The organism is Pseudomonas sp. TE6288, from assembly GCF_054062095.1.
The window spans coordinates 1-15545 of the sequence record NZ_JBSSEW010000031.1 but is presented as its reverse complement, the minus strand read 5'-3'; the positions used below and the strand labels follow the sequence as shown (position 1 = coordinate 15545).

General features: G+C 63.4%; 12 protein-coding genes. 4 read left to right on the top strand and 8 right to left on the bottom strand.

Going from position 1 to position 15545, the window contains the following annotated elements; all coding sequences use genetic code 11:
* Window positions 1-140: 140 nt before the first annotated feature.
* Window positions 141-1997, top strand: a complete 1857-nt coding sequence (locus ACVWY1_RS24365) for an acetyl-CoA hydrolase/transferase C-terminal domain-containing protein (RefSeq protein WP_457378858.1) — start codon at window positions 141-143, stop codon at window positions 1995-1997.
* Between the two features lie 125 nt (window positions 1998-2122).
* On the opposite strand, the gene xpt is transcribed toward ACVWY1_RS24365, so the two are convergent.
* Both xpt and rep read right to left on the bottom strand, forming a co-directional pair.
* On the bottom strand, window positions 2123-2695 hold the full coding sequence (xpt, locus tag ACVWY1_RS24360; protein ID WP_028689919.1) for a xanthine phosphoribosyltransferase: 573 nt from the start codon (window positions 2693-2695) through the stop codon (window positions 2123-2125).
* Between the two features lie 65 nt (window positions 2696-2760).
* Window positions 2761-4770, bottom strand: a complete 2010-nt coding sequence (gene rep / locus ACVWY1_RS24355; RefSeq protein WP_277502441.1) for a DNA helicase Rep — start codon at window positions 4768-4770, stop codon at window positions 2761-2763.
* A 256-nt stretch (window positions 4771-5026) separates the two neighbouring features.
* On the opposite strand from rep, the gene ACVWY1_RS24350 reads away from it, so the two are divergent.
* A complete protein-coding gene (locus ACVWY1_RS24350; RefSeq protein ID WP_457378857.1) occupies window positions 5027-6694 on the top strand; it encodes a putative bifunctional diguanylate cyclase/phosphodiesterase in 1668 nt (555 codons plus the stop codon).
* A gap of 101 nt (window positions 6695-6795) precedes the next feature.
* Here the strand turns inward: ACVWY1_RS24350 and ACVWY1_RS24345 are convergent, their stop codons facing one another.
* The 5 genes from ACVWY1_RS24345 to ACVWY1_RS24325 form a co-directional block, all read right to left on the bottom strand.
* The gene (locus ACVWY1_RS24345; protein WP_110696747.1) at window positions 6796-8289 is read right to left on the bottom strand and encodes an acetyl-CoA hydrolase/transferase family protein; all 1494 of its coding nucleotides are present in this window, start codon (window positions 8287-8289) and stop codon (window positions 6796-6798) included.
* A 190-nt stretch (window positions 8290-8479) separates the two neighbouring features.
* Window positions 8480-9916 (bottom strand): NAD(P)(+) transhydrogenase (Re/Si-specific) subunit beta, encoded by a 1437-nt coding sequence (locus ACVWY1_RS24340; RefSeq protein WP_023631271.1) that lies wholly within the window; start codon window positions 9914-9916, stop codon window positions 8480-8482.
* Between the two features lie 2 nt (window positions 9917-9918).
* Window positions 9919-10233, bottom strand: coding sequence for an NAD(P) transhydrogenase subunit alpha (locus tag ACVWY1_RS24335; protein ID WP_139674901.1), 315 nt, complete (start codon window positions 10231-10233; stop codon window positions 9919-9921).
* Window positions 10234-10244: 11 nt separating this feature from the next.
* On the bottom strand, window positions 10245-11366 hold the full coding sequence (locus tag ACVWY1_RS24330; RefSeq protein ID WP_277502443.1) for a Re/Si-specific NAD(P)(+) transhydrogenase subunit alpha: 1122 nt from the start codon (window positions 11364-11366) through the stop codon (window positions 10245-10247).
* Between the two features lie 438 nt (window positions 11367-11804).
* A complete protein-coding gene (locus tag ACVWY1_RS24325) occupies window positions 11805-12704 on the bottom strand; it encodes a LysR family transcriptional regulator (RefSeq protein ID WP_457378856.1) in 900 nt (299 codons plus the stop codon).
* A gap of 163 nt (window positions 12705-12867) precedes the next feature.
* Between ACVWY1_RS24325 and ACVWY1_RS24320 the strand changes: the two genes are divergently transcribed.
* Window positions 12868-14049 carry an acyl-CoA dehydrogenase gene (locus ACVWY1_RS24320; RefSeq protein WP_023630017.1) on the top strand — a complete coding sequence of 394 codons (1182 nt, stop codon included), beginning with the start codon at window positions 12868-12870 and terminating at the stop codon, window positions 14047-14049.
* Window positions 14050-14064: 15 nt separating this feature from the next.
* Window positions 14065-15285 carry a CaiB/BaiF CoA transferase family protein gene (locus ACVWY1_RS24315; RefSeq protein ID WP_457378855.1) on the top strand — a complete coding sequence of 407 codons (1221 nt, stop codon included), beginning with the start codon at window positions 14065-14067 and terminating at the stop codon, window positions 15283-15285.
* A 56-nt stretch (window positions 15286-15341) separates the two neighbouring features.
* Here ACVWY1_RS24315 and ACVWY1_RS24310 read toward each other — a convergent pair.
* Window positions 15342-15545 (bottom strand): hypothetical protein (locus ACVWY1_RS24310; RefSeq protein ID WP_457378854.1); only part of this gene is annotated, 204 nt, incomplete at its 5' end.

Here is a 15545-nt window from a genome sequence, read left to right as displayed (position 1 = left end):
ACCTGACTTGTATAAAGCCCGCCTCTGATGGCGGGCTTTTGTTTTTGGGCCGGTAGCCCTATTGCGGGGGCGGTGCAGGCAACCAACCCGCTGCGACTTGTGTCCAATCCCTGAACCCACGGATGACTCAGGAGGCCCAGATGTATCGCTGCTCCATCGACCAGGCTGTCGAACAGGCCCTGGCCCGACTGCCCAGCCATATCCACATGGGCCTGCCGCTTGGCCTGGGCAAACCCAACGCCTTCGTCAACGCGCTGTACGCGCGGGTTCGCGATCTTCCCGAGCGCCGGCTGACGATCTACACCGCCCTGTCCCTGGGCCGGCCCGCGCTGGGCGACGGTCTGCAGCGTCGTTTCCTCGAGCCCTTCGTCGAGCGTGTGTTCGCCGACTACGAAGAGCTCACCTATCTGGCCGACCTGCGTGCCGACCGGCTCCCGCCGAACATCCGCGTCGAGCAGTTCTTCATGCAGCCCGGCAGCCTGCTGCACAGCGACACGGCCCAGCAGGCGTACGTCAGCAGCAACTACAGCCACGCCGCCCGCGACATCAACGCCAAGGGTTTGAACCTGATCGCACAACTGGTGGCTTGCACGCCCGAGCGGCCCGATCACCTGAGCCTGGCCTGCAACCCCGACATCACCCTCGACCTGCTGCCGATGATCGCCCGACGCCGCGCTGAGGGCGAGACCATCCTGCTGCTTGGTCAGGTCCATGACCAACTGCCATACATGCCCGGGGACTCCGAGCTGGGCCTGGAACAGTTCGACCTGCTGATCGATCAGCCCGAGCGACGCCGGTTGTTCTCCACGCCAAACATGCCGGTGAACACCCAGGACCATTGCATCGGCCTGCATGCCAGCACTCTGGTGCGCGACGGCGGCACCCTGCAGATCGGCATCGGTGCCATGGGCGATGCGGTGGCGGCGGCGCTGTTGGCGCGCCAGGGCGACAACGAAGGCTATCGTGCGCTGCTCGATGAGCTGGATATCGGCCCATGGCAGGCACTGATCGAGCGGGAAGGAGGGCTGGATACTTTCGCCCAAGGGCTGTATGGCTGCAGCGAAATGTTCGTCAACGGGTTGCTTGCCCTGGCTGAAGCCGGGGTGGTGCGCCGCCCGGCCGATGAGCACGGCGTGCTGATTCATGGCGGCTTCTTCCTTGGCCCACGGGCGTTCTACCAGCGCCTGCGCGAGATGCCGCTGGAGCAGCGCGCACGCTTCGCCATGACCGCCATCAGCTACATCAACGAGCTGTACGGCCAGGAAGAGCGCAAGCGCCGTCAGCGCCGGGATGCGCGCTTCATCAATACGGTATTCGGCATGACCTTGCTGGGTGCCGGTGTCGCCGACCAGCTCGAAGATGGTCGGGTGCTCAGCGGCGTGGGCGGGCAGTACAACTTCGTGGCCCAGGGCCATGCGCTGGAGGGCGGTCGTTCGATCCTGTTGCTGCGTAGCTGGCGCGAGGCCGGTGGCGAGGTGACCTCCAACCTTTACTGGACCTACGGTCACTGCACCATACCTCGGCACTTGCGAGACATCGTGATCACCGAATACGGCATCGCCGACCTGCGCGGGCAGACCGACAGCGAGGTGATCGCGCGGTTGCTGGCGATCAGCGACTCACGTTTTCAGCGCGAGCTGATGGAGCGAGCCAAGGCGGCGGGCAAGCTGGCGAAGGATTTCGTGCTGGATGCGCGCTATGCCGACAACACTCCCGAGCGCCTGGAGGCAACCCGCGCGCGGCATGCGCGATTGTTCCCGGAGTATCCGCTGGGCAGCGATTTCACAGCCGAGGAGCGTGACTTGTTGCGGGCGCTGAATTGGCTCAAGAGCAAGTTCAAGCTGAGCGAGGTGCTGGAACTGGGCAAGGCGGCGCTGGATGCGCCGGCGCCCGAGGCCTATGCAGCGCAGTTGGCGCGCATGGGGCTGGGGGAGCCACAGGGGCTGAAGGAGGAGTTGTACCAGCGGCTGCTGCTGGCGGGCTTGGCGGCGACCTGAAAGATTGCCGGGGCTGCTTTGCAGCCCAATCGCCGGCAAGCCAGCTCCCACAGGAGTACCGCAGGGCTTTGACCTTGTGCGGTACCTGTGGGAGCCGGCTTGCCGGCGATGAGGTCGGTACAGGCTTACTCGATGAAGGTGACCACGCCACCTTCCAGCGACTTCACCCGGGCCAGCGACTCGACGCGGTAGCCCTGGCTGTCCAGCTCGGCGCGGCCGCCCTGGAACGACTTCTCGATGACGATGCCCAGGCCGGCCACGGTGGCGCCGGCTTGCTTGATGATCGAGATCAGCGCTTGGGACGCCTTGCCGTTGGCCAGGAAGTCGTCGATTACCAGCACGCGGTCGCTGCTGTTGAGGTGGCGCGGCGAGATGGCCACGGTGTTCTCGGTCTGCTTCGTGAAGGAGTACACCGAGGCAGTCAGCAGGTTCTCGGTCAGGGTCAGCGACTGGTGCTTGCGGGCGAAGATCACCGGCACGCCGAGCTTCAGGCCGGTCATCACCGCTGGGGCAATGCCCGACGCTTCGATGGTGACGATCTTGGTCACGCCGGAGTCGGCGAACAGGCGAGCGAACTCGTCACCGATCAGCTGCATCAGCGCCGGGTCGATCTGGTGGTTGAGAAACGCATCGACTTTGAGTACCTGGTCGGAAAGCACGATGCCTTCTTCGCGAATCTTCTGATGCAGTGCTTCCACTTTTTTTTTCCTCGATGTAGCAAAGGTGGCCGCAAATAGCGGCAAAGTTTAAGAATAATGGTTGATCAGCGTTTGAGCATTGCCCGGATATCGGCCAGGGCGTTGTTGCCGCGCGCGGCCTTCACTTCCACGGGAGCATCGTCCAGACCTTCCCAGGCCAGGTCGTCCGGCGGCAGTTCATCCAGGAACCGGCTCGGTGTGCAGTCGATGATTTCGCCGTACTGCTTGCGCTTGGCGGCGAAGGTGAAGGCCAGGGTCTGGCGCGCGCGGGTGATGCCCACGTAGGCCAGGCGGCGTTCTTCCTCGATGGTGTCGGCCTCGATGCTCGAGCGGTGGGGGAGGATCTCCTCCTCCATGCCCATGATGAACACGTAAGGGAATTCCAGGCCCTTGGAGGCGTGCAGGGTCATCATCTGCACACCTTCGGCGTTCTCTTCCTCTTCCTGCTGGCGCTCGAGCATGTCGCGCAGCACCAGCTTGCCGATGGCATCCTCGATGGTCATCTCACCCTCTTCGTCCTTTTCGAGGGTGTTCTTCAGCGCTTCGACCAGGAACCAGACGTTGCTGATGCGGAACTCGGCGGCCTTGTCGCTGGCGGTCTGCTGGCGGATCCAGTTCTCGTAGTCGATGTCGCGAATCATCTCGTGCAGCGCGGCGATCGGGTCGTCCAGGGCGACTTTGTGGCGTACCCCGTCGAGCCAGTGCTTGAAGCGCTGCAGGCGCTCGGTGTAGCGAGCGTCGAGGTGCTCGCCCAGGCCCATCTCCTCGCTGGCGGCGTACATCGAGATGCCGCGCTCGGTGGAATAGTTGCCGAGCTTTTCCAGCGTGGTCGAGCCGATCTCGCGGCGCGGCACGTTGATGACGCGCAGGTAGGCATTGTCGTCGTCGGGGTTCACCAGCAGGCGCAGGTAGGCCATCAGGTCCTTGACCTCCTGGCGGCCGAAGAAGCTGTTGCCGCCGGACAGGCGGTACGGCACCTGGTGGTGCTGCAGCTTCAATTCGATGAGTTTGGCCTGGTAGTTGCCGCGGTAGAGGATGGCGAAGTCGCTGTACGGGCGGTTGGTGCGCAGGTGCAGGGTGAGGATTTCCATGGCCACGCGCTCGGCCTCGGCCTCCTCGTTCTTGCAGCGGATCACGCGGATCTCATCGCCCACGCCCATCTCGCTCCACAGCTGCTTTTCGAAGGCATGCGGGTTGTTGGCGATCAGCACGTTGGCACAGCGCAGGATGCGGCTGGTGGAGCGGTAGTTCTGCTCGAGCATGACGATCTTCAGGGAGGGGTAGTCCTCCTTGAGCAGCATCAGGTTTTCCGGGCGCGCGCCACGCCAGGCGTAGATCGACTGGTCGTCGTCGCCGACCACGGTGAACTGGTTGCGCATGCCGATCAGCATCTTCACCAGCAGGTACTGGCTGGCGTTGGTGTCCTGGTACTCGTCCACCAGCAGGTAGCGCACGCGGTTCTGCCAGCGTTCGAGCACGTCGGGGTGTTCCTGGAACAGCTTGACCGGCTGCAGGATCAGGTCGTCGAAGTCCACCGCGTTGAACGCCTTGAGCGTGCGCTGGTAGTGGGTGTAGACGATGGCCGCGGTCTGCTCGCGCGGGTTGCGCGCCTTTTCCAGGGCCTCGGGCGGCAGGATCAGGTCATTCTTCCAGGCACCGATCATGTTCTTGATCTCGTCGATGCCGTCGTCGCCGGAGTATTCCTTCTGCATGATGTCCGACAGCAGCGCCTTGATGTCGGACTCGTCGAAGATCGAGAACCCCGGCTTGTAGCCCAGGCGGTCATGCTCCTTGCGGATGATGTTCAGGCCCAGGTTGTGGAAGGTACACACGGTCAGGCCCCGGCCTTCCCCCGGACGCAGCAGGGTGGCGACTCGCTCCTTCATCTCGCGCGCGGCCTTGTTGGTGAAGGTCATGGCGACGATGTACTGGGCGCGGATGCCGCAGTTCTGGATGAGGTGGGCAATCTTGCGCGTGATCACGCTGGTCTTGCCGGAGCCTGCACCGGCGAGCACCAAAAGAGGGCCGCCGACGTAGTCGCGGGCTTCCTGTTGCCGGGGATTGAGTCGGGACATGCTAGAAACCGGGGGTAACCAGAAAATAGCCGCGCATTCTAGCAGGCATGGGGTGGTTAATGCGCGACCGTCTGACGTTGTGATGCAGGGCGCGAATCGGATTTGCCGCATCTGCTACTTTCGCGCAGGATGCACGTCAGATTGCGTCGGGATGGTGGCCAGGGACGGGCAATGACTAAAAGTGAAAATCATTTCCAATTAATCGGGTAGGATTGCTCGCGCTCGCCGTTCCACCGCCCACATCTAAGGAGCCCGCTTGTCCACGCCTGTCGAACCCCTGCGTTTGCTGCTGTTGGCTGATGAGCCGGAGTGGGCCGTGCACCTGCGCGACTGCTTGCAACCTATGGGTGGCAGCGTCGTGCTGCTGACCGCGCCGAACTGGGCGGCGGTGGACAGCCTGTTCGCCAACGACCGTCAGGCCGTGGTGCTGGCCACGCCCGAGCTGCAGCCCGCGCCGGGGCGTTGCGAGCTGCCGACGATCCTGCTGCTCGAGCAGGAACCGGCCAGCGCGCCGCTGGGCGCCAGCGACTGGCTGGTGCTGGCGCAACTGACTACCGACACGCTGCGTCGCTCCCTGCGTCACGTGCGTGAGCGCGGCGTACTGGTGGCCACCCTGCAGCGCCTGGCCGAACAAGACCCGCTGACCGGCATCGCCAACCGCCAGGGCTTCCAGGCCCTGCTGACCGCGCGGCTGGCCGAGAACGAAGGCCGCGGCCTGGCCCTTGGTCATCTCGACCTGGACAACTTCCGCCATGTCAACGACGCCCTCGGTCACCAGGGCGGCGATCGTCTGATCCTGCAGGTGGTCGCCCGCTTGAAGCACCAGCTGGAGGCGAGCGACCAACTGGCGCGCCTGGGCAGCGACGAGTTCGCGTTGTTGATCGACACCCGGCGTGACCCCAACCGCGCCGAGTGGATGGCCGAGCGCATCACCGAGGCGCTCACCGAGCCCTACTGGGTCGACGGCGAGAGCCTGCTGCTCGGCTGCAGCCTGGGGATCGCCCATGCCCGCGCCCAGGCGGGCGCCGACCCGCTGATGTGGCACGCCCATATCGCCATGCGCCAGGCCAAGGGCAGCCAGGGCTGCACCTTCCACGTATTCAATGAGCGTATCAATCGCAACGCCCGCAGCCTCGCCGACCTGGAAAGCGAGTTGCGCCGCGCCCTGCGCCGCGACGAGCTGGAACTGCACTACCAGCCGCGGCTGAACCTTGTCGACGGGCGTATCGTCGGGCTCGAGGCGCTGGTGCGCTGGAACCATCCCGAGCGCGGCCTGCTGGCGCCCAGCGAGTTCGTGCCGTTGGCCGAGCAGAGCGGGTTGATCGTGCCACTGGGTTACTGGGTGATCTCGCGGGCCCTGAGTGACATGCAGGCCCTGCGCGAACGCGGTCTGGCGCCGCTGCACATGGCGGTGAACCTGAGCTTTCGCCAGTTCCAGGACAGTCAGTTGCTGGCAACCCTGAGCCGGCTGATCGTCGAGCACGGGGTCGATGCGCGCTGGCTGGAGTTCGAGCTGACCGAAACGGCGGTCATGCGCCGCAACGAGTTGGTCCGCCAGACCATGGATGCCCTCGGGCGGCTGGGTGTGCGCTTCTCGCTGGATGACTTCGGCACCGGCTTTTCATCGTTCGTGCACCTGAACAGCTTGCCGATCACCTTGTTGAAGGTCGATCGCAGCTTCGTCGGCGGCATGGAGCAACGCGAAGAGAATGCCAAGCTGGTACACGCGATGATCAACCTGGCGCACAACCTCAACCTGGAGGTGGTGGCAGAAGGGGTGGAGAGCGAGGAGCAACTGGCGCTGCTGCGGGCGTTCGGTTGCGACCAGGTGCAGGGCTTCCTGGTCAGTCGGCCGTTGCCGGTGGAGGCGTTGATCGAGTACCTGTTGCAGGTGCCCACCCCGGGTTTGGTGCAGACCCTTTAGGCCCAGTCGCCGGCAAGCCGGCTCCCACAGGTGTTGCGCCGTTCTTGTGGAGCCGGCTTGCCGGCGATGCGCCGCGTCAGCGGCGCCCTGTTGCCTTTGGATCAACCCGCCAGCATGCGCCCGGTTTCTTCCAGGTTCTCGTGCCAGCTCAGCGCCTCGCGCAGGATATGCGGGGTATGCCCGCCACGCTGGCAAGCGCGCTCGAAGTAGTCGTTGAGCGCGGCGCGGTAGTCCGGGTGCACGCAGTTGTCGATGATCACCCGGGCGCGCTCGCGCGGCGCCAGGCCGCGCAGGTCGGCCAGGCCCACCTCGGTCACCAGGATGTCCACGTCATGCTCGGTGTGATCGACGTGGCTGACCATTGGCACCACGCTGGAAATCGCACCACCCTTGGCAATCGACTTGGTGACGAAGATCGCCAGGTGGGCGTTGCGGGCGAAGTCGCCCGAGCCGCCGATGCCGTTCATCATCCTGGTGCCGCAGACGTGGGTCGAGTTGACGTTGCCGTAGATGTCGAACTCGAGCGCCGTGTTGATGCCGATGATCCCTAAGCGACGCACCACTTCAGGGTGGTTGGAGATCTCCTGCGGACGCAGCACCAGCTTGTCCTTGTAGCGCTCCAGATTGCCGAACACATCGGCATTGCGGCGGCTCGACAGGGTGATCGAGCTGCCCGAGGCAAAGCTCAGCTTGCCGGCGTCGATCAGGTCGAAGGTCGAATCCTGCAGCACTTCGGAGTACATGGTCAGGTTTTCGAACGGCGACTCGATCAGGCCGCACATCACCGCGTTGGCGATGCTGCCGATACCGGCCTGCAGCGGCCCGAGGTTGTTGCTCATGCGGCCGGCATCCACCTCGCCCTTGAGGAAGGCGATCAGGTGGTCGGCGATGCCTTGGGTCTCATGATCGGGCGGCAGCACGGTGGACGGCGAGTCCGGCTGGTCACTGATGACGATGCCGACGATCTTCGCCGGGTCGATCGGGATCGCGGTGCTGCCGATGCGGTCGTCTACCTTCACCAGCGGGATCGGCGTGCGGGTCGGACGGTAGGTCGGGATGTAGATGTCGTGCAGGCCTTCAAGGTTGGCGTTGTGCGACAGGTTGATCTCGACGATGACCTGCTTGGCGAAGATCGCGAAGCTGGCCGAGTTGCCCACCGAGGTGGTCGGCACGATATGGCCTTGCTCGGTGATCGCCACCGCTTCGATGACCGCGATGTCCGGCAGGGTCAGTTGCTTGTTGCGCAACTGCTCGACGGTTTCCGACAGGTGCTGATCGATGAACATCACCTTGCCGTCGTTGATGGCCTTGCGCAGGGTGCTGTCGACCTGGAACGGCATCCGCCGGGCGAGTACGCCGGCTTCGGTCAGTTGCTTGTCCAGGTCGTTGCCCAGGCTGGCGCCGGTCATCAGGCTGATCTTCAGCGGCGACTGCTTGGCGCGCTCGGCCAGTGCGTGGGGCACGGCCTTGGCTTCGCCGGCGCGGGTGAAGCCGCTCATGCCGACGGTCATGCCGTCCTCGATCAGGCCAGCGGCGTCAGCCGCACTCATTACCTTGCTGTGCAGGGAGGACAAGCGGATACGATCACGGTACATGGATTGTTATCTCAGGCTACTGAAGCTACTGGAAGCGCAGTCTAGAGATTTCGCCCGGTGCCGTCCCGCGACCATGGTCGTATGAGCGGCCCGGAAATAGAGCCGTTGATCTGGATCAGGCAAATGCGACAAACCCGGAAATGGCTTCCCGGGGTTTGTCTTGTACAAGCGGTCGCGATGCTCGTTGGACCTACTCCACAGCCTTGACCATGTCCTCGATGACCTTCTTCGCGTCACCGAACACCATCATGGTCTTGTCCAGGTAGAACAATTCGTTGTCCAGGCCGGCATAGCCGCTGGCCATGGAGCGCTTGTTGACGATGATGGTCTTGGCCTTGAAGGCCTCGAGGATCGGCATGCCGGCGATCGGCGACTTCGGATCATTCTTCGCCGCCGGGTTGACCACATCGTTGGCGCCCAGCACCAGCACCACGTCGGCCTGGCCGAACTCGGCGTTGATGTCTTCCATCTCGAAAACCTGGTCGTACGGGACCTCGGCCTCGGCCAGCAGCACGTTCATGTGCCCGGGCATGCGTCCCGCCACCGGGTGGATCGCGTACTTCACGGTCACGCCGTTGTGGGTCAGCTTCTCGGTCAGCTCCTTGAGCGCGTGCTGGGCGCGGGCCACCGCCAGGCCATAGCCCGGGACGATGATCACGCTGTCGGCGTTGCTCAGCAGGAACGTGGCGTCGTCGGCCGAACCGGATTTCACCGGGCGTTGCTCTTTCGAACCCGTCGCGGCACCGGCATCGACGTCGGCACCGAAGCCACCGAGGATCACATTGAAGAACGAACGGTTCATCGCCTTGCACATGATGTACGAGAGGATCGCGCCGCTGGAACCGACCAGGGAGCCGGCGATGATCAGCATCGAGTTGTTCAGCGAGAAGCCGATACCGGCTGCTGCCCAGCCCGAATAGCTGTTGAGCATCGACACTACCACCGGCATGTCGGCGCCGCCGATCGGGATGATGATCAGCACGCCCATGACGAAGGCCAGGGCCAGCATCAGGGTGAAGGCGCTGTAGTGGCCGGTGAAGGTGAACAGCAGCCCCAGGGCGATGGTCGCCAGGCCCAGGATCAGGTTCAACTTGTGCTGGCCGGCGAACTGTACCGGTGCGCCCTGGAACAAGCGGAACTTGTACTTGCCCGACAGCTTGCCGAAGGCGATCACGGAACCTGAGAAGGTGACGGCGCCGATGGCCGCGCCAAGGAACAGCTCGAGGCGGTTGCCGGTGGGGATCGGGTCGCTGATGGCGGCGACGATGCCCAGCGACTGTGGTTCGAGCACGGCGGCGATGGCAATGAATACCGCGGCCAGGCCGATCATGCTGTGCATGAACGCGACCAGCTCGGGCATCTTGGTCATCTCCACGCGCTTGGCCATGATCGAACCCGCGGTACCACCGACCAGCAGGCCGACGATCACGTAGCCGATACCCGCTGTCGCAAGCTCAGCCCCAAGCTTATAGATGAGGCCCACCGTGGTGAGGATCGCGATGCCCATGCCGATCATGCCGAACAGGTTGCCGCGCCGCGAAGTGGTCGGGTGCGAGAGGCCCTTGAGCGCCTGGATGAAGCAGACCGAGGCGACCAGGTACAGAAGCGTTACCAGATTCATGCTCATGCTTACTTCTGCGCCTCGTTCTTGGTTTTCTTCTTGAACATTTCCAGCATGCGGCGGGTGACCAGGAAGCCACCGAACACGTTGACCGCGGCCAGCGCCACGGCCAGGGTGCCCATGATCTTGCCGGCCGGGGTCACGGTCAGCGCTGCGGCCAGCATGGCGCCGACGATGACGATCGCGGAAATGGCGTTGGTGACTGCCATCAGCGGTGTGTGCAGGGCCGGGGTGACGTTCCACACCACGTGGTAGCCCACGTAGATGGCCAGCACGAAGATGATCAGGTTGTAGATGCCGTGGGAAATCAGCATGTCTTCCATTGTCGTGCTCCTCAGCCGTTCTTGCGCACGACCTGGCCGTCGCGGCACATCAGGCACGCGGCGACGATGTCGTCTTCGAGGTTGATGACCAGGTTGCCGTCCTTGTCGAACAGCAGCTTCATGAAGTCGAGCAGGTTGCGCGCGTACAGCGCCGAGGCGTCGGCACCGACCTGGGCCGGCAGGTTGGTCGGGCCGACGAGGGTCACGCCGTTCTCCATCACCACCTGGTCGGCCACGGTCAGCGGACAGTTGCCGCCTTGGGCTGCGGCCAGGTCGATGACCACCGAACCGGGTTTCATCTGCGCCACGGTCTCGGCGCTGAGCAGGGTCGGCGCTTTGCGTCCGGGAATCAGCGCGGTGGTGATGACGATGTCCGCCTGCTTGGCTCGCTCGTGCACGGCCTGGGCCTGGCGCTGCATCCAGCTGGCCGGCATTGGCCGGGCGTAGCCGCCCACGCCTTCGGCGCACTCGCGTTCCTCGTCGGTCTCGTAGGGCACGTCGATGAACTTGGCGCCAAGTGACTCGATCTGCTCCTTTACCGCCGGACGCACGTCGGACGCCTCGATCACCGCGCCCAGGCGCTTGGCCGTGGCGATGGCCTGCAGGCCGGCCACGCCGGCACCGAGGATCAGCACGCGGGCGGCCTTTACGGTGCCGGCGGCGGTCATCAGCATGGGCATGAAGCGTGGGTAGTGGTGGGCGGCCAGCAGCACGGCCTTGTAGCCGGCGATGTTGGCCTGGGACGACAGCACGTCGAGGCTCTGCGCGCGTGAGGTGCGCGGTGCGGCTTCCAGGGCGAAGGCGGTGATGCCGCGCTCGGCCATCTTGGCGATCAGTTCGTTGTTGAACGGGTTGAGCATGCCTGCCAGCAGGCTGCCGCTGTTGATCAGCGCCAACTCCTGGTCACTGGGCGCGACCACCTTGAGCACCAGTTGCGCGCCGAAGGCGTCGGCGGCTTCGCCCAAGTTGGCGCCAACGGCCTCATAGGCACTGTCCGGAATGCTGGCCTTTAGTCCTGCCCCCCGTTGCACGGTGACCTGATGGCCCTGGCCAACCAGTTTCTTGATGGTTTCCGGGGTCGCGGCGACCCTTGTCTCACCCGTCTGCGTCTCGAGAGGAACACCAATGTGCACGACTTTGTCTCCTGCGGTGACCTTTTGTCTTTATAGGAACCAGCGCACTTCGGGTGGTGCGGCTGGGTGGTCGTAGAGCACGACCCCGCCGGATCCGGGGCGGGGGAGGCATTTTGCAGACGAACCCGAGGGCCTTCAACCGGTTCTGAAGCGAAACGAAGTCAAAACTACAAGTCACCCTGTGACCGTATGTCGCAACGATTTGCCCTAAACCCGTCAAGCACGCGCTATGCGGAGCTTAGGAGAAAATTTGAAAAAAAATCCGCTATTTTCGTTCTCAGTTTGCTGAATGTCGCAAAATCAGCTGCAAACCCGCGCAGTAACTAGGGTTGCTATGTTTTTCAGGGTGAACGGAACAGATTACGAATTTGCGACAAATCCATATATCTGTAGGTGTTAAAAATAATTGACTACGGGGTCAGCTTTGCCCGCTTCACCCTATTCCGTGGCGGTGTATCGTTGCGCCTGCGCCACCAGCCAGTCGCGGAACGCTCGTAGCGAGGCGGACTCGACCTTCCGCTCGGGGATCATCAGATGGTAGGCCTTGTCACTGGTCAGGGCATGCCTGTTAGCGACCACCAGTCGGCCCTCCTGCAGCTCGCGCTGGATCAGGAACGGTGGAATCAGCGCAATGCCCATGTCATGCATGGCGGCCTGGGCGAGCATCGAAAACAGCTCGTAGCGCGGGCCGGTCATGTCGCGTTCGACGCTCATCCCCAAGCCGTCGAACCATTGTCGCCAGGCATAAGGGCGGGTGGTCTGCTGCAGCAGTGGCAAGTCGGCAATGCGCTGGGCGTCGAGGCTGGCTTGCTCTTCCAGCAGGGAAGGGCTGCACACCGGCACGGGGTTCTCGCCCATCAGTCGGTGGGATTGGGTGCCCGACCAGTCGGCGTCGCCGAAGTAGATGGCGGCATCGAAGGGCGTGTCGGCGAACAGGAAGGGGCGGGTGCGGTTGGTCAGGTTGACCGTGACCTCCGGGTGACGCTGCTGGAAGTCTTTCAGCCGCGGCAGCAGCCACTGGGTGCCGAAGGTCGGCACTACCGCCAGTTCGATCACATTGGCGCCTTGCTGGCGCATCACCGAAAGCGTGTCGCGCTCCACCGCATCCAGCTGTGCGGTTACCTGGCGACTGTAGGAGAGCCCGGCTTCGGTCAGTTTCACGCCCCGGCGCGAGCGACGGAACAGCTCGACATTGAGGAAGGCCTCCAGGCTGCCGATCTGCCGACAGACGGCGCCCTGGGTCAGGGCCAGTTCCTGGGCGGCCTTGGTGAAGCTCTCGTGACGTGCGGCCGCCTCGAAGCAGACCAGGGCGGTGGTGCTGGGAATCTTTCGGCGCATGTACGTGAACCTCACATGTCAGGCGTTGAGCAGGGCATTTGGATGATTACGAAGTGAGAAAATATCACTAAACGGTGCGCAATCCTCGTTTGTCCCTCACGCCAAACAGGCCTAGGATCAATCCAGCACAACAATTCGTTCCCATCTTTCGAGGAATCCGCACATGGCTGGCAAGGCAAGCTTCAACTGGATCGACCCGCTGCTGCTGGATCAGCAGCTCACTGAAGAAGAGCGCATGGTCCGTGACAGCGCCTATCAGTTCGCCCAGGACAAGCTGGCGCCCCGTGTGCTGGAGGCGTTCCGTCATGAACAGACGGATCCGGCGATTTTCCGTGAGATGGGTGAAGTCGGCCTGCTTGGCGCGACCATTCCCGAGCAGTACGGCGGCAGTGGCCTGAACTACGTCTGCTACGGCCTGATCGCCCGCGAGGTGGAGCGTATCGACTCCGGCTACCGCTCGATGATGAGCGTGCAGTCGTCGCTGGTCATGGTGCCGATCAATGAGTTCGGTACCGAGGCACAGAAGCAGAAGTACCTGCCGAAGCTGGCCAGTGGCGAATGGATCGGCTGCTTCGGCCTGACCGAGCCCAACCATGGTTCCGACCCGGGCTCGATGATCACCCGCGCCCGCAAGGTCGACGGTGGTTATCGTCTGAGCGGCAGCAAGATGTGGATCACCAACAGCCCGATCGCCGATGTGTTCGTGGTCTGGGCCAAGGACGATGCCGGCGATATCCGTGGCTTCGTGCTGGAGAAAGGCTGGGACGGCCTCAGTGCTCCGGCAATCCATGGCAAAGTCGGCCTGCGTGCTTCGATCACCGGCGAGATCGTCATGGACAACGTGTTTGTGCCGGAAGAGAACATCTTCCCCGATGTGCGCGGCCTCAAAGGCCCGTTCACCTGCCTGAACTCGGCCCGCTACGGCATCTCCTGGGGTGCGCTGGGTGCCGCCGAGGCCTGCTGGCACACCGCTCGCCAATACACCCTGGATCGTCAGCAGTTTGGCCGCCCGCTGGCTGCCAACCAGTTGATCCAGAAGAAGCTGGCTGACATGCAAACCGAGATTACCCTGGCTCTGCAAGGCTGTCTGCGCCTGGGCCGGATGAAGGACGAAGGGACCGCGGCGGTCGAGATCACCTCAATCATGAAGCGCAACTCTTGCGGCAAGGCCCTGGACATTGCTCGCCTGGCGCGGGACATGTTGGGTGGCAATGGCATTTCCGACGAGTTCGGCGTCGCCCGCCACCTGGTCAACCTCGAGGTGGTCAACACCTATGAAGGCACTCACGACGTGCATGCGCTGATCCTTGGGCGCGCACAGACTGGCATCCAGGCGTTCTATTAATAGAGGAGCCAGGCCATGGGCGCGCTTTCCCATCTGCGGGTGCTGGATCTTTCCCGGGTATTGGCCGGCCCCTGGTCCGGCCAGATCCTTGCCGACCTTGGGGCGGATGTAATCAAGGTGGAGCGCCCCGGCGCAGGTGACGACACCCGCTCCTGGGGGCCGCCTTTCCTGCGCGATGCCCAGGGCGAGAATACCAGCGAGGCGGCCTACTACTTATCGGCCAACCGTAACAAGCGCTCGGTGACCATCGACTTCACTCAGCCCGAAGGCCAGCGCCTGGTGCGCGAGCTGGCGGCGAAGTCGGATATCGTCATCGAGAACTTCAAGGTGGGCGGGCTGGCAGCCTACGGGTTGGATTACCAAAGTCTGAAGGCCATCAACCCGAAGCTTATCTATTGCTCGATCACCGGCTTCGGCCAGACCGGGCCATATGCCAAGCGTGCTGGCTATGACTTCATGATCCAGGGGCTGGGCGGCCTGATGAGCCTGACCGGGCGCCCGGAGGGAGAGGAGGGCGCGGGGCCGATGAAGGTGGGGGTGGCACTCACTGACATCCTGACCGGGCTGTATTCCACCGTGGCGATTCTTGCGGCCTTGGCGCATCGTGATCAGGCGGGGACAGGCCAGCATATCGATATGGCGTTGCTGGATGTGCAGGTGGCCTGCCTGGCCAATCAGGCGATGAACTACCTCACCACTGGCAACCCGCCACGGCGGTTGGGCAATGCGCACCCCAATATCGTGCCCTACCAGGACTTCCCGACGGCGGATGGCAATTTCATCCTTACAGTGGGTAACGATGGTCAGTTCCGCAAGTTCGCTGAAGTAGCGGGGCAGGCTCATTGGGCGGATGACCCGCGCTTTGCCACCAACAAGCAACGGGTAGCCAACCGGGCCGAGCTGATTCCGTTGATTCGTCAGGCGACGGTGTTCAAGACCACGGCTGAATGGGTCACAGAGCTGGAGAAGGCGGGTGTGCCATGCGGGCCGATCAATGACCTGGCGCAGATGTTCCAGGACCCACAGGTATTGGCGCGTGGGCTGGCGGTGAATGTTCCACATCCGCTGGCGGGCAGCGTGCCGCAGGTGGCCAGCCCGATCCGGTTGTCGGAGACGCCGGTGGAGTATCGCCATGCGCCTCCATTGCTGGGGGAGCACACCGAGGCGGTGCTGATGGATGTGCTGGGGCTGAGTGGGGAAGCGGTGCAGGGGCTTCGGGGCGCAGGTGTGCTGTAACACGCGCTATAGATAGAAAGAAGCGGGGCGGCCGGCAGGCCGCCCCGCTTTGCTTTTCAACAATCTGAAGGTTTTATGAAATAAACGGTTGACGGGGTTTCAGATCCCCTTATAATGCGCCCCACTTCCAGCGACATCGGAACGAAAAACTCCTTGAATATCAATGAGTTGATTGTTTGGAAAGGTTCCGGAAGTGCTTCGGTCATCTGATCGGCAGCGGTGAAAAAGGCAGTTGACAGCAGGTTGTAACGCTGTATGAT